Source organism: Brevibacillus borstelensis (assembly GCF_003710865.1).
Lineage (GTDB): Bacteria > Bacillota > Bacilli > Brevibacillales > Brevibacillaceae > Brevibacillus > Brevibacillus borstelensis.
This window is the reverse complement of the sequence record NZ_RHHO01000005.1, coordinates 108,255-123,165: the sequence shown is the minus strand read 5'-3', so window position 1 is coordinate 123,165 and position 14,911 is coordinate 108,255. Positions and strand designations below refer to the sequence as shown.

The 14,911-nt window shown below is 53.2% G+C and carries 13 protein-coding genes; 7 read left to right on the top strand and 6 right to left on the bottom strand.

All coding sequences use genetic code 11. From position 1 onward, the window contains the following. Positions 1-55 precede the first annotated feature (55 nt). From EDM54_RS03110 to EDM54_RS03080, 7 genes are all read left to right on the top strand, one after another. Positions 56-478 (top strand): copper amine oxidase N-terminal domain-containing protein, encoded by a 423-nt coding sequence (locus tag EDM54_RS03110; RefSeq protein WP_051567434.1) that lies wholly within the window; start codon positions 56-58, stop codon positions 476-478. A gap of 270 nt (positions 479-748) precedes the next feature. Beyond that, positions 749-1,372, top strand: coding sequence for a YhcN/YlaJ family sporulation lipoprotein (locus tag EDM54_RS03105; protein WP_122957757.1), 624 nt, complete (start codon positions 749-751; stop codon positions 1,370-1,372). Positions 1,373-1,602: 230 nt separating this feature from the next. Next, positions 1,603-4,698: an AfsR/SARP family transcriptional regulator gene (locus tag EDM54_RS03100; protein ID WP_243015017.1), complete on the top strand. Its 3,096-nt coding sequence runs from the start codon at positions 1,603-1,605 to the stop codon at positions 4,696-4,698. A 159-nt stretch (positions 4,699-4,857) separates the two neighbouring features. Further along, positions 4,858-5,436 carry a TetR/AcrR family transcriptional regulator gene (locus EDM54_RS03095; RefSeq protein ID WP_003387475.1) on the top strand — a complete coding sequence of 193 codons (579 nt, stop codon included), beginning with the start codon at positions 4,858-4,860 and terminating at the stop codon, positions 5,434-5,436. A gap of 77 nt (positions 5,437-5,513) precedes the next feature. Beyond that, the gene (locus tag EDM54_RS03090) at positions 5,514-6,704 is read left to right on the top strand and encodes an HlyD family secretion protein (protein ID WP_024985123.1); all 1,191 of its coding nucleotides are present in this window, start codon (positions 5,514-5,516) and stop codon (positions 6,702-6,704) included. After that, a complete protein-coding gene (locus EDM54_RS03085) occupies positions 6,697-7,872 on the top strand; it encodes an ABC transporter permease (protein WP_122957755.1) in 1,176 nt (391 codons plus the stop codon). The genes EDM54_RS03090 and EDM54_RS03085 overlap by 8 nt, the downstream gene beginning before the upstream one ends. Before the next feature lie 95 nt (positions 7,873-7,967). Continuing rightward, positions 7,968-8,468, top strand: coding sequence for a DUF3907 family protein (locus EDM54_RS03080; protein WP_024985124.1), 501 nt, complete (start codon positions 7,968-7,970; stop codon positions 8,466-8,468). Positions 8,469-8,525: 57 nt separating this feature from the next. On the opposite strand, the gene EDM54_RS03075 is transcribed toward EDM54_RS03080, so the two are convergent. From EDM54_RS03075 to EDM54_RS03050, 6 genes are all read right to left on the bottom strand, one after another. Then, positions 8,526-9,125, bottom strand: coding sequence for an NAD(P)H-dependent oxidoreductase (locus tag EDM54_RS03075; RefSeq protein WP_174768855.1), 600 nt, complete (start codon positions 9,123-9,125; stop codon positions 8,526-8,528). 57 nt (positions 9,126-9,182) lie between these two features. After that, positions 9,183-10,580 carry a S8 family peptidase gene (locus EDM54_RS03070; RefSeq protein ID WP_122957753.1) on the bottom strand — a complete coding sequence of 466 codons (1,398 nt, stop codon included), beginning with the start codon at positions 10,578-10,580 and terminating at the stop codon, positions 9,183-9,185. 145 nt (positions 10,581-10,725) lie between these two features. Next, on the bottom strand, positions 10,726-11,499 hold the full coding sequence (locus EDM54_RS03065) for a Cof-type HAD-IIB family hydrolase (protein WP_122957752.1): 774 nt from the start codon (positions 11,497-11,499) through the stop codon (positions 10,726-10,728). Between the two features lie 112 nt (positions 11,500-11,611). Then, positions 11,612-12,727: an ABC transporter ATP-binding protein gene (locus EDM54_RS03060; protein WP_003387467.1), complete on the bottom strand. Its 1,116-nt coding sequence runs from the start codon at positions 12,725-12,727 to the stop codon at positions 11,612-11,614. Positions 12,728-12,833: 106 nt separating this feature from the next. Beyond that, positions 12,834-13,832 (bottom strand): PucR family transcriptional regulator, encoded by a 999-nt coding sequence (locus EDM54_RS03055; RefSeq protein WP_031931736.1) that lies wholly within the window; start codon positions 13,830-13,832, stop codon positions 12,834-12,836. A gap of 40 nt (positions 13,833-13,872) precedes the next feature. Further along, the gene (locus EDM54_RS03050; RefSeq protein ID WP_003387465.1) at positions 13,873-14,823 is read right to left on the bottom strand and encodes a metallophosphoesterase; all 951 of its coding nucleotides are present in this window, start codon (positions 14,821-14,823) and stop codon (positions 13,873-13,875) included. Between the last annotated feature and the right edge of the window lie 88 nt (positions 14,824-14,911).

The following is a 14,911-nucleotide window of genomic DNA, read 5'->3' as shown; positions in this document are numbered from 1 at the left end:
TAGGAAAGAAGTCGGAGGCAAGAAGTCACCTATCACGTGTGGGAAGCATCTCCATGTGGCCCGAATACCGCCATGGAGCTTAGAATATAATCACAAGCCGATCGCGTTCCCCGATCAAAAACCGCTGATCAAAGACAGCCGGGCACTGGTACCGCTTCGTCCGATCGCGGAAGGCTTAGGCTTTGACGTAGACTGGAACAGTCAGACAAGAACGGGTTTGATTCAAAAGGGTGACGCCCAAATTAAACTGATTGTTTCCCGGAAGATTGCAAAGCGTAACGGCGAGATCATCAGCTTGGATGTGCCCGCCCAAATCGTCAACCAGCGGACGATGGTTCCGGTTCGCTTCATTGCCGAAGCTCTATCCTACGACGTGAATTGGGATGGAAGTAACCAGACCGTTCTGATCAAAGACAAAGCAGAAGAGGGTAAAGCGCCAGCCAGCCTGGTCACATCGCCGGAAAGGAAGCAGGAGTAAAATCCGGTTGCACAAAAGCCTGCTGGCAGCAAAGAAGGAAAGCTGATTGATGCGAGCTACGAAGTCCAGATCCAATCAGACGGGACATTTTTGTTTGAATGGACGGAGAAGATAACGGCTGAAGAATATACGCTACTAGCTGAAAAAGGCGATGAAAAGCAGACCGTGGAAGGAACATTCGTCATCCTGAATTAGAAAAAAGAAGCAGTTTTCTCATCGAGTAAGAATACCTCCGGCTCCTCACACTAGGGAGTGAGGAGGTGTTTTTCTTTGAAACGATGGGGTTCAGCGCTTTGTGCACTGTTGCTTGCCGGAGTCGTCGGGTCAGGCTGTACACCGAATAAGGAACAAGGCGGAGAAGACTATCACGGAGAGCCTGCCAAGTATGATGCTTACGGGATCAATATAAAAAATGACAACGTCGGTACAGACAAGGGACCGGCTGCGATGCTTGTCCAAAAGAACAGGCATCACCGCGAGCCGGATCTCGTCCGGACTCTGGAGGCACAAGCGGAAAGAATTCCGGGTGTCGTCGACATCAAGGTACTTGCGTATAAGGATAATTTGTTGATCGGGGTGCTTCCTGATGGTGCAACGAAACCCGACAGTATTGATCCTACGCCATCGGTGCTCTATACGCCGGGCAAGCCTGCACGTATCGATAACGGGCATACGGACCGCCTCCAGCAGCGTGTAGCGGGAGTGATGCGCAGCAGACTCCAGGCGCAGACACGCTACAACATCATGTACGTTTCAACCAATCCGGCTGTTTATCAGCGCATTGCTGACATCCACCAGCGCGTCGTACGGGGAGAACGTGTTCCAGAAGACGAATTCCAAACGCTGTTAAACGACATCGGCTATACGACAAAAGGGTTCAATCTGGTTGATTGACACACGATGAATGATTTGGACGTAAAAGACCACCTGACCGCCGGGTGGCTTTTGTCATGGACGGGAGGGAGGATTTTGGCCAGGCTCATGGAACTATATCTTGGATGATGTGATCGGTGAGGAGTGTACGAACGATGAATGCATCCAGGGTGAGCCTGACCAGGATAACCCCTCCGAGACTGGGGCCTTACGTGTTTCACAGATTGTCATTGGCGAGGAAGCTCAGGCTGATGAAGCACAAAGCTCTGTCTGTGATCCATGGAGGTGCGGGGTACGGAAAAACGACAGCAGTGGCTGCATTTTTTGATCATGGCAACAAAGAGGCGTGCTGGTATCGGATTGGCGAGAAGGATGGCGAGCTGCCCGTTTTTCTGTTACATCTGGTGGAGAGCATACGAATGGTTCATCCGGCTTTCGGCGATTCTTTTTTGCAGGCAGTGAGGGCTTCGGGCACACAGCCCGGAGACGATTCAACGGAATCGATTGCTGACCTGTTTATTCGCGCATGCATGGAAGTCAAGGGCGAGCTCCTATTGATTCTGGATGATTTTCACAATGTTCACTCCAAAGTGACAGTGGACAACTGGATGCAATATTTTTTGCAGAACATGCCGCAGAACGTTCGGGTAGTCATACTGACCAGAACCCGGCCGGACTGGCCATTTTTGAATGTCATGTCCGCACGCGGCGATGGGATGGAGCTGACGGTATCCGACCTCGCTTTTTCCCGTGAAGAGATGGAGACATTTTTTCTGGACGAATACGACATCGCCTTGTCAAAGGACGATAGCGAGCGGATTGCAAACATAACCAAAGGGTGGGCGGCTGCTGTCCGAACGATTGGAGAAACATTGGCAATGGGCGTCCACACAGTGGGCAGCGCTTCCGAATCCTCGCGATTTCTGCCATTCTTGGAAACAGAGGTATGGGACAAGCAGGAGCAGGAGCTTCAGACGTTTTTAATGAGGTCCTCCGTTTTTGAGAGCTTTGAGGCGGAAGACATCCGCCAGGTATTCGGTGAACAGGCTGCTCATCTGCTTGCAGAAACACTTCGGCGCAACCTTTTTTTGCTGAGGGAAGACAATGTCTATGCGTATCATCCGCTGCTGCGGCGTCTACTGATCAGCAAATTGGCGGGACATCCGGAGGAATACATACACATGCACAGAGCTGCTGCTGCCTTGTACAAGCGAAAAGGAGACGTGCAGCAAGGCTTTGAACATTTGCGCTTGATCGAGGCGTGGGACGAGCTCGGAGAATGGCTTTGTCAAGCGGCAAACCCGCTGCTTCAGACAGGCAAGCTGGACCAGCTGTCACAGTGGCTGCAGCTTCTGCCGGACGAGGTAAAAGAGCGTTATTATGTTCTCTGGCTGTATCAGGCTGAGATCGAGCGGTACCGCTGCCTGTACCCGAAGGCCTTTCTGTCTTATCAGCGATTCCTCTCGCTGTGCGAGGAAAAGGGGGATATTATCGGCCAGTGCCGAGGGCTGGAAGGACTCGCCCGGGTCCATCTGGACAGTGTCCAAAGCGTGAAGGCAGAGGAACTGCTGAAGCTTGCGATTCGTCTGCTCGAGCCTGCAGACCATGAGCTGGCTCCACGGCTTTATCGCTTGCTCGCGGAGATATACACCAACAGGGGAGACTCGCAGCAGGCTGCCGATTGGTACCGGCGGAGCCAGGAATGGGAGCAGCGGACGGAGGTCGAGCTGGAATCCCGCCTGCTGTTCCGGACGGGCAGGCTTCAGTCGGCGATCCAGCTCCTGGAGAGCGAGTGGAAGTCGGAGCAGGTAAACCAGCCTGCATTGATGAGATCCTACCGGGAAACCTCCCTGCTGCTGGCCTTTGTATACGGCTTGAACGGCGAATGGGAAAAGGGGCTCAGAGCAGCAGAGTACGCGATCCAACAAGGAAAAGAAGCGCACTCCCCGTTCGTGGAGGCAAATGGATACGTGCGCAAGGCGACGGCGGCTTTGGTCAGTCAACAAATGCCCTATGACCAAATTCGTCAGTTGTACCAACTGGGTCTGCAAATGATGGAGGACCTGCAGTCGACGCGAGGAAAATCGGAGACGCTCCTTGGGCTGACTCTTCTCTACGGGCGGGAATCGAATCTGGATATGGCGCTTTCTTACGGGCAGCGGGGACTCCAGGAAACAGAGGCGATGCGTGATGACTGGCTGAACAGCTTGGTGCGACTCGCAATCGGCATCGCGTATGCCTCCTGCGGGCAGGACAAGCAGGCGGAAGAGTGGATTCGCGATTGCGAGGAGCGCTTAAGCCGTTGTGGAGATAGCTTTGGGGTCGCGATCTGTCATTTATGGCTCAGTTTTTTTGCCTATCGCCAGAAAAATTGGCCTGCTTTTATCCCGGCCGTGACTCAGGCGCTGACCGCGATCCAGGCGGGGGAATACCATTTCCTGCTGCAGCGGCCGACGATGTTTACTCCGCATGATGTCCAGCAGCTGATGCCGGTACTGATCGAGGCTCAGAGGCGCCAGGTTTCTCCCGATTACGTCTCGCAGCTTCTGACTGACCTGGGCCTGCAGAACGTCACTTTTCATCCCGGCTATACCTTGCGAATCCAGACGCTCGGTCAGTTTCGTGTCTGGCTTGGCGAACGGGAGCTGGGGGAAAAGTCTTGGCAGCGCGGAAAGGCAAAGCAGCTATTTCAGCTTCTCCTGACGAAAAGGCAGCATCTGCTGGCCAGAGAAGAGATCGTCGCGACCCTCTGGGGGGAAAGTGACGAAGAGACCGCCGCCCGTGACTTCAAGGTTGCTTTGAACGCACTGAACAAAGCCCTCGAGCCGAATCGGGAAGCCAGAGCGAGCGCTTTTTTCATCCAGCGTCACGGCAGCTCTTACGGCTTTAACCTGGCCTCGGGCTTTCAGATCGATGCGGAGGAGTTCGACCGTTACGTAACACTCGGGCTGGAGGCGAGTGTCGCTTCGCAAGCGATTGTCTTATTGGAAAAAGGGCTGTCTTTTTACAAGGGGGAGTACATGCCGGATTGTCGGTACGATGATTGGTGTGTAGCGGAAAGAGAAAGGCTGCAGCTGCTTTTCCTGCGAGGGGCAGAGCGCCTGGCCAAACTGCTGTTGGACTCGAAGCGGATAGACGAAGCGATCCGCTGGTGCGAATCGATCCTGATGGCTGACGACTGCTGGGAGGAGGCATACCGGCTCCTCATGCTGGCCTACTATCGGCAAAACAACCGGGCACAGGCCATCCGCATCTACGACAAATGCGTGGCAAACCTGCAAAAGCAGCTCGGCGTGCAGCCGATGCCGCAGACTGTGGATACGTACCGTTTTATTATGGAAGGCTAAGACCGCAAACTGATGCGGTCTTTTTTTATGCCTGCATTTTACGAGGGCTTCGATGGAAGCTTTTTTCATCGGACCTATTGACGAAATCAGGAAAACGACGTAAACTACTTTTTGTACTGACCAGTCAGTTCAAAAAAACAAACGGGAGGCTGAGGAGGGATGGCACGTTCGAAGAAAGATCAGATTGTGGAAGCAGCGTTGACTGCCTTTGCTCAATACGGATACAGCGATACGACGATGGATGCGATTGCCGATGTGGCTGCGGTGGCGAAAGGGACGCTGTACTACCATTTTTCAACGAAGGAAGAGCTGTTTCTGTACGTGATTGAAAAAGGCGTGAAGATGCTGATCGATTCCGTGGACAGCGTGATGCAGCGAGAGGATTTGTCAATGGATCAACGCGTGCTGTGCGTTCTGGATGAGCATCTTCGCTTCTTTTCCGAGCATCGGGAGCTTTGTCTTCTCTTGTTGAGCTTCTTTACCGGAGACCAGCAGCGGGATGAAATGATCGGGAAGCTGCTGTCCGGCTATTTCATGGCCATGGAGGCCTATGTTGCCGAGCTGCAGCAGGAAGGCTTTGTCAGACCGGATATTGAGGTCCGTACAATGGTCTCCTCGCTGTTCGGCATGGCTGGTTTTACGATGCTGCGGAAGCAGTTCCGCAAAGAGACGGGAATTACGGATTCAGACCGAAGGACGCTTCATATGTTGCTGTCCGGAGTCTTGATGAAAGGGTAAAGCAATCAAAAGGCTGATGAATCATGCAGCCGAGCACGACACATGCAAAGAGAGAATGGAAAAGAGGAGAATGAACGATGAATAAACGAGCGTGGATAGGAGTAACCGGTTTTGTCGTCTGCATTGCTGTACTGGGGGCATACCTGATGGGACCGGGTGCAGGTAGCGTGGCTGGTCAGCGCTCCAAGCAAGTCGCCGGGGTTGTCGAAGGAACATCCGTGGATCTTTCCTTTAAAATGGGGGGCTCCATCGCAGATATCATGGTCAAGGAAGGCGACGAGGTAAAGGCTGGACAACTGGTCGCGACCTTGAACAACGAAGAGCTGCTGGCAAAGCGCGAGCAGGCGCAAGCTGCCTACCATCTGGCACAGGTAAAGCTGGAACAGGCAAAGAAAGGCGTCGGAATAACGGATACTTCCAGCAACGCGCAGGTAAACCAGGCTTTGGCCGTGGTCAATGCTGCCAAGGCGCAGTATGAAGCGAACAAGAACGGCGCCCGCTCAGAAGAAGTGTCCCAGCTGAAAGCCAAGCAGCAAGCGGCGCAAACGGCCAAGCAAATTGCGGAGACGCAGCTCCAACGGATGAAAAAGCTTCTCGAAGAAGGGGCTGTCCCGCAGGTGAAGGTCGACGAAGCGCAGATGGATTACGAAAAGGCGGTTGCGGAGCAGAAGGCAGTTGAGGAGCAGCTGAAAATGGCCCAGTCCGGCTCGCGCAAGGAGCAGCTCGATGCAGCCAAGGCGCAGTGGGAGCAGGCGCAGGCCGCCTACGATCAAGCTGTCGCTGCACGCGGACAGGTCGGCCTTAAAGAACTGGACGTAAAGTCGGCTGAAGCGGGAGTACAGCAAGCGAAGGGAGCTTTGGAAGAGGTAGAAGCGTATCTGAACAACACCAAGCTGACTGCCCCTGTCGACGGCGTTGTCAAATCGGTAGCTGTGCAGAAGGGTGAGCTGGTTTCGCAAGGCTTCACTGTTTTGACGATCCAGACGAAGCAAGACAACTACGTGAAATTTTACGTGGATGAATACGAGATTGCCGGAATCAAAGCCGGGGATACGGTCAACCTGTTCGTGCCTTCATTGAATCGTGAAACCGAAGCGCGTGTAGTCAATGTAGCGCCTGCGGCCGATTTCGCGGTGAAAAAAGCGACACAGGAGCTGGGCGATCGCGATATCCGCGCATTCCAGGTCAAAATGGAAATTCACGATCCAGAAATTCTGCCGGGCCTCAGCGTAGAATGGAAGCTCGAAGGGGCTGGTGAGCGTGAGTAACCTGTCCCGGCTGTTTTGGGAAGAATGGCGTCGCATTTTTACAAACAAGACGATTGTGACGGTAATGTTTGCCGTACCGGTGATTTACCTGACTTTGTTCGGATTTTTGTACAGCGAGAAAAAAGTGACGGAAATTCCGACGGTCGTGGTCGACGCCGATCAGACAGAGCTGAGCAGGGAGCTGTCGCGCGCTTTCGATGCCGACCAGACATTCCGCGTCACCCATATCGTCAACACAGAAACACAAGCGATGGACCTGATTGACCAAGGCAAAGCGGCAGTAGCTGTGATCATTCCGGATCACTTGGAGATGGACGTCAAAGCCGGACGGGACGCCAGTGTACTTACGGTTATCGACGGCAGCAACATGATGATCTCCAATACCGCTGTCCGCGCTGCCAATACAGTCACGAAGACGGTCTCTGCGGGTGTGACCTTGAAAAAGCTGGAAGCGCATGGCGGCTGGGGCGAGGAAGGGATGAAGCTGTACACCGGGATCGACTACCGCTATCGCGTCCTGTACAATCCGACCTTCAGCTATATGTCGTTCATGGTTTTTGGTTTGGCTGGAACCGTCATGCAGCAGGTTCTGTTCCTCGGGATTGCCCTCTCAGTCACCCAGCAAAAAGAAGCGGGGACATGGAGGGAGACGCTGGCTGAGAATTCCTTCTGGGCGATCGCAATCAGCAAGCTGCTGCCGTACTTTCTGGTTGCGACCTTCAACCTCGTGCTGACCTTTGCGATCCTGCTGAAAGGCTTTGGCATCCCGTATTACGGCAGTACGGCACATTTGCTGCTGATCGGCACCGCTTTTAACCTCGCCGTGCTGGCCATCGGTTTTGCGATCTCGTTTTACTCGAAGGACCAGCTGCAAGCTACACAGGCAGCCATGATGATTGCAGTACCGTCCTTCATGCTCTCGGGGTACACCTGGCCGCTGATGTCCATGCCGCCGGTGATTGCGGCGATCGGAAAGTCACTGCCGCTGACGTATTTTCTCGATGGAGTTCGGGAAGTTTTGACGAAAGGCCACGGGCTTTCCCACATTACGTATCAAGTGTCCGTCCTTTTGTTCATGACGCTGCTGGGCTTGTTTGCAGCCTACCTGACCTATCTAGTCCAAAGCAAAAAAGCGGCAGATTCCGCCCTGGAAACGACAAACGCATAGGCAGGATTTGCAGAAAAGAAATCCTTGTGTTGCAAAGAACCTATCCAGTATACTAATCAAAAAAAAGCAGATTCTTTCAACGCGAGGGGGACATTATGTCAGTGACTCATCTGAAGCAATTGTGCGAAGAGACGTACACGAAGTTGAAAAGAGTAAGCATGGATCTGGAGCGCTTTTTAAATCAAGTCACCTTGATGGGGCTGGTCAACCAGTCCGGTGATCCAGAGGAGTACGAGGCTTACTACCGCAACTACCTTTCCGACTTGCGCCATTTGCTGGTGTACTGTGAGAACGCGTACGAGCGGCTGGGAGTTGCTCTCCGCCGGGCGAGGTTCAATGAAGAGTATGCCGAAGAAGTCCTGTACCAGGTGTATCATTCCTGTATCAACAACTTCTACTACCCCAAGGGAGAAGTATACGACGAGGATGGCCGTTATTCGTACACAGACCATGATGCCATTATCTTCCGCAAAGAAGTAACCCCTGAGCTCAAGCAACTGACGATTTCGCTTTGCAAGGTTTTTGAACAAATGCGTGATGACCTGCATTATTACGAGACGGATTACATTACGAAAAAACGGATGCAAAAAGTATAAAAAGGAAATAGACCCTGCCGACAGGTTCGTATTCGACCTGCCGCAGGGTCTTTTTGCTTACACTTCAACGGGCTGAAGGGTATTTTTGAGAAGATGCTCCACCTCGTCCAGCATGGCACGGCGAGCAGCCTCGCTTACGTAAGGAACAGCCGCAAAGTTATGGTACTGTGTCCTGTATCCCATCATGCTTAGCGTTCCGTCCGCCATCTGTTTTTTCATGACCTGATCCATTCCGCTTGCCCGCATGTCATGCTCAGACTCGCGAGTCGTCGTCATGACGAGGGCTTGCTTGCCGTTGAGCAGACCGACAGGCCCTTTTTCCTCATAGCGAAAGGCGAAGCCGTTTGTAAACACCCTGTCAAAATACCCCTTCATAATGGCTGGCGGAGACCACCACCATACAGGGAAGATCATGACCAGCAGATCCGCGTCTGTAATTTGCTGCTGTTCTTCTGCAATATCCGCACTGACATGTCCTTCCTCCACACGGTGCATGTCTTCGCCGCGAAAAACAGGCTGGAAATCTTGTTGATACAGATCGCGGACAGTATAGGAGATTCCTTCCCGGTCCAGAGTTTGCTTGGTCCTCTCCAGTATTTCGTGGCAAAAGCTTGTATGACCCTCATGAGCAAAAACGATGTACGCCTTCAATGCCATTCCTCCTGTTGTCGTCAGGTGCAGTGCGCCAGTTTTCTCTTGGCCAGGCTGTTATTCTTACTCAAACCCTTGCCGCAGACGCAGGAAAAACTTGTTGAGCAGGCCGCCGATGGTTTCGGGCTTCTCTTCTCTCATTTCCTGAGCGGCGGGCTTCAAGCTTCTGATCGCGGTATTGACGTTGATCAGACCGTATCCGTACAGTTTGTCTTTGCCCGGAGGCCCGAGGTCGTCCGCCGAAGAGCGAATGACTTCCATCACTTCGGTGTTTTTCATACCCGGACGGACAGAGCGGAGGAGCGAGGCCAACGCGGTGACGTGCGGACACGCCATTGAGGTGCCGGAAAGCACAGCGTAGTCGCTATAGATATAGGTACTGGGAATGTCTACACCGGGCGCAGCGACATCGACTTGAGCGCCAAAATTGGAAAAGTCGGCCCGTTCCCGATTGTGGTCAACAGCCGCTACAGACAGGACTTCCTTGTAAGAAGCGGGGTAACTGGGCTGTTCGCTGGCGTCATTGCCGGATGCGGCGACGAGGATGACATTTCGTTCAAAAGCGTATCGACAAGCCTCCTGCAGCGCGGCAGACGGGGTGTAGTTGCCGACACTCAGATTAATCACGTCGGCTCCATGGTCAGTAGCCCAGTATATGCCTTGGGCGATGTCAAATGCGGAGCCGGAGCCGTCCGCCCCGATTGCCTTGATCGGCATGAGCTTGCTGTTCCAGGACATCCCGGCAATCCCGTCAGCATTGTTTGTCCGGGCGGCGATTACTCCTGCCACATGGGTGCCGTGGCCGTTGTCGTCTTCAGGCGTATTGTTGTCTTCCAGCACATTGTAGCCTTCTACCAGCTTGTCCTGAAACTCGGGGTGCGTCATATCAATTCCCGTGTCAACGATGGCGACAACCACCTTGTTGCTGCCCCTGGTGATATTCCAGCTGTCCTCCATCCCGATCATCGGCAGATTCCACTGGTATTCCCGGTAGTAGGTATCGTTTGGAACGCGGTTTGGCAGCAGCAGATAGTTGGGCTCCGCATAGACGGAGTCGGGATGTTCGGCCAGCTTCTTCATCAAGTCTTTGGTCGAAAGCGAGCGAGATTTGATAATCATGGCTTGGCCGTAATCGCGTTTCACTTTTCCATCCAAGGAGGCGAGCAGCTTGTCGATCGTTTTCTGATCGGGGCGAGGGTGGAACCGCACGACAACTTCGTGTTCGACATAGTGACTCTTATCCTGTTCATTGTGGTGCAAGGTTTTGATATGGGCGCTCTTCTCCAAGTCTCGACGGACGTCTCGCACTTGTTCGATATAGTTGATCCTCGGGATGCTGGTGTTGACCGAGGTAAGGCGGGGGTGAGGCTCGCGCATTTCCTGATTCTGGTGCCAGGTCAGTGGGATGACCGCCAGGCCGACCAACGCGAGGGCTACGAAAATCGGGGGCAAGGCTCGCAAAAAAACTCACTCCCTCCATGCTTTTATAGATATAGCGTGTGCACGGAAGGAGTGATTATGAAGAAAAAAAGCTGACAGTTTATAGAAAGTCCTCTTTTTGTTTGCAAAAACGATCCAGCGGGCAAGCTCGTCCAACTGACCGGGATCAGATCAGCTTCAGCTGGCGAAGACCGTGGAAAATGCCGTCTGCATCCACATGCCGTGTGACCAGATTTGCCAACGGCTTTACATCTTCATGGGCATTCCCCATCGCGACGCCCATCCCTACAAAGGAAAGCATTTCCTTGTCATTCAATCCATCGCCAAAGGCAACCGCATCCTCAGGTGCCAGACCGTAATGGCGCAGCACTGCTTCAATGCCTCTAGCCTTGGAGCCGTTGGGCGGCAAGACATCGAGAACATTCGGATGCCAACGGATGAATGTGACCGGATGAGCTCGCTCCAGATATTCTTTTGCTTCCGTTTCCTTGCAGTACAAAAATGCTTGATAGATCGGCGTCTGCTCCCAGTATCGCTCATGGTAGCCAGGGGGAGACAGCTGTAAATAATGAAAAGAATCGATGACGTCCGGGTGGTCAGCCTTGTTTGCATAGCAAGTGTCAGCTCCCAAAAAAACCATCGGGTGCTGATTCGATTCTGCATGTGCTTCCAGAGCTTCCAGGGTAGCCGTGCTCATCGGCGTATGGTGAATACGTTTTCCCTCGACAACGACATAGGAGCCGTTGAAACTGACAAAGGTGTCGATATCCAATTCATCTGCGATCGGGGCCAGGTGGTAAGGGGCTCGTCCGGTTGCGATCGCGACGCGCACACCGTTCGCTTTCAACCTGCGGATAGCGGCTTTTGTATTCGGGGGAATGGTGTGCGCTGTGTTCAGCAAAGTGCCGTCAATGTCAAAAAAGACGATTTTGTATGGCATTCTCTCTCTTCCTCTCCAATACGCAGCATGCGCAATCTCGTTGTCTGCTTCCATTTGCGGACATAATAAAGAAAAGGAATGCCGGCGGGGACATTCCTTTTGCCACTCAAACCTAGAATACCGCCAATTCTGTCTCGCTGTCAAATACGTGGCACTTGGACAAATCCATGCCCAGCTTGACAGACATGCGCGGTTTAAAGCCTTCGCGGGCATCGACGCGGGCAACCATCTGGGTTTCGCCCACGTTGGTAAAGTAAACATACAGCTCCGATCCCATATTTTCCACTACATCAATGACAGCCTCGATGGAACTGTCAAACGGATTGGCTTCAATAAATTGATTGTCGCTGTATATATCCTCCGGACGGATGCCAAAGGTGACCTCTTTGTTGACATAGCCGCGCTCTTTCAAAAGCTTGGCTTTGTCCTCAGGGAAGCTGACATGGATGTGGGGGGCGTCGAAAACGAGGCGGCCCTCCTTTTCAGTAATGCGTCCTTTGATAAAATTCATCGCAGGCGACCCGATAAAGCTGGCGACAAATTGATTGACAGGGTAGTTGTATATGTCTGTGGGGGTAGCCACTTGCTGGATCAGGCCATCCTTCATCACGACGATCCGGTCGCCCATGGTCATCGCTTCAGTCTGGTCATGGGTAACGTAAATAATGGTCGTATTGAGCCGTTGGTGCAGCTTCAGGATTTCCGTGCGCATCTGCACCCGCAGCTTGGCGTCAAGGTTGGACAACGGCTCGTCCATCAAAAACACCTGCGGCTCGCGGACGATCGCGCGTCCCAGTGCGACACGCTGGCGCTGCCCGCCGGAAAGCGCTTTCGGCTTGCGGTCCAAAAGGTGGGAAATGTCGAGGATCCGAGCGGCTTCCTGTATCCGTTTGTCAATTTCCGCTTTGGAAAATTTGCGCAGCTTCAAACCAAAGGCCATGTTTTCGTACACGTTCATATGAGGGTAGAGGGCGTAGCTTTGAAAGACCATGGCGATGTCCCGGTCTTTTGGTGCGACATCATTGACACGCCGGTCCCCGATGTACAGGTCGCCCTCCGATATCTCCTCCAGGCCCGCAATCATCCGCAGAGTTGTAGATTTCCCGCAGCCGGATGGTCCGACGAGAACAAGGAATTCCCTGTCTTCGATTTCAAGATGAAAATCATTAACAGCAATGACATTGTTTCCGAATTTTTTGTAAATGTGCTGCAAGCTAACTTTAGCCACGAACGGCACCTCCCCGGAATATACATGCTGTCTGATACGTATGGTATCCATATCGTACCAGCAACAGAAAGAGGTGCTCTATGGTCAAATTGCACGAATTGTTTGGTTATTTTTGACGAAAGAGCAGAAGAAGCTGCAGCAGAACGGCTTCGGTGAACTGCCGCGGGTCCAGTCCGGTCTGTTCGGTAAGCTTGTCCAACCGGTACAGCAGCGTATTTCGGTGGAGAAAAAGCTGCCGGGCTGTCTCGCTGACATTCAGGTGCCTGGCAAAAAACGTTTCCAGCGTCTCAACCTGCTCCGCATTCAACTGAGGCAGAGGGATCATCTCTTCGATGGCCTTTTGCAGAGACTCCGTTGTCTCCGGGCCAAGCATCATCACCCAGCGCTCCAGCGGAAATTGGCGTACGCTGGCAACCATTGTTTTTGGCCGGAATTTACGCAAGGCACTGGACAGGGTTAAAGCCCGCGTCAGAGCGTCCCCCAGCTGTGGCGGCTGCCCGACTGGCTCGCCGACGATAACCCGCACATTTTCCATGCATTCCGTCGAGAACAGGTCATGCAAGCCGGATGCCCACTCCAAGCCCGTTTCCTCGTCGAGCTTTGAGCCAAGAGCAGACAAAGGGACTGCCAGCAACAGGTAGGGGAAAGGCAGGGGAAACTGGGAGAGGGAAGCCCCCTTGAAAAAATCCGGCAGGATCGGAGCAAGGGAATGCCATGAAAAGCCTTCCCGGCACTGCTCCAGCAAAAAAGGAACCCGCGGCTCTTGCCAATGCAGTTGTTTTGCCAACCCGGCAGGAGGGGGAGTAGGCGCTCCCAAAGCGATCTCGTGTAACCAGTTCGCAAGCTGTGACTGGTCCGAGGCGGCCTGCAGCTTCTCCGAAAACATGAGGGAGAGGAGCGCTCGCGGAACGCCTTCCCACGCTGTGCTCGGAATCATCACGATGCTGCATTGGCCGCTCGAGCTTGCTTGGGCGACGATCTCCCAGCCTTCCTCTTCCAGTCGCAGCGACTCCGCCCTGATCTGTTCTACGGTACCGCACAAATAGGAAATAGGCAGGTTTGTCGCCTGCCGGATTTTATCGACTTCGTATTTCCAATCGTTCATCTCCGCACCCCGTCTTTTTATCCGTTGGCCTCATTATACCTTAATCGAGAGCCAGGGTGGGAGCAGCTTCTGCTGCAGGTACCTTCTTTACAGCTTGGATGTCCTCTGCCGCATGCACCGTCTCAGAATTCACTTCGTGAGACTGAGCCAGGGCGAAATACGATGCAGGCGCGAGGGTGTGCAAAGCGATCTCGGGACGCGAGCGCAGGCGAATGTTCAACCCGGTCTGTCCCACGCCCTCGCTGATGTAGAAGGGACGGCCGTCGAACTGATGCAAGCCTTTCACCATGTTGAGCTTTGGCAGTTTCCCCATCTTTGCCAAATGGTATGGCTTGGGCCAGTGAATCTGCCCGCCATGAAAATGGCCTGCGAGCAAATAGTCGTACGGATAGTCCTTCATTTCCAGGACGAGGTTGGGGTCATGCGTCAATACAAGTCGCAGTCCCTCTTCGGGAACGCCGTTGAACGCCTTTTTCAGATCGCTGTGGCGGGTAGCGTAGTCGTCAACTCCGATAATGTGCAGCGGTTGGCCATACGCATTTACCGTTACGTGCTCGTTGATCAGGACCTTGCAGCCGATCCGTCTCAGCTCCGCTATTAGCTGGGCCAGTTTTGGAGAGGAGAGGACATAGTCGTGGTTGCCCAGAACAACGTAAGTGCCGAGACGGGGCTGAAGCGACATGACGGTTTCCACGTAGCGGACGGCTTTGGGGATATTTTTCTCGCGATCGAGCAGGTCCCCTGTGATCGCGATCAAGTCGACGTTGCGAGCAGCATAGTCACGGGCGATCTGCTCCGCCTTGATCGAAAGGTTTTCCATATGCAAATCGGAAAGGTGCAAAATGGAAAGCGGCAAATGCCGTTCTGCGTTTGGCACTCGTTCCGACTGTTTCAGTGCAATATCGACAAATGTGGTGTTTACTTTAAACGTATTGCGGTAGGCACGGGCAAAGAGGACAGCAATCAGCAAAAAAAAGAAAATCCAGGTCATCCCGGATCTCACCTCCGCATTATGATTTGTACGTCTATTATACCGGATAAAAGATTCGATAGGGGAAGTAGGTTTTTGGTAGGAGGAA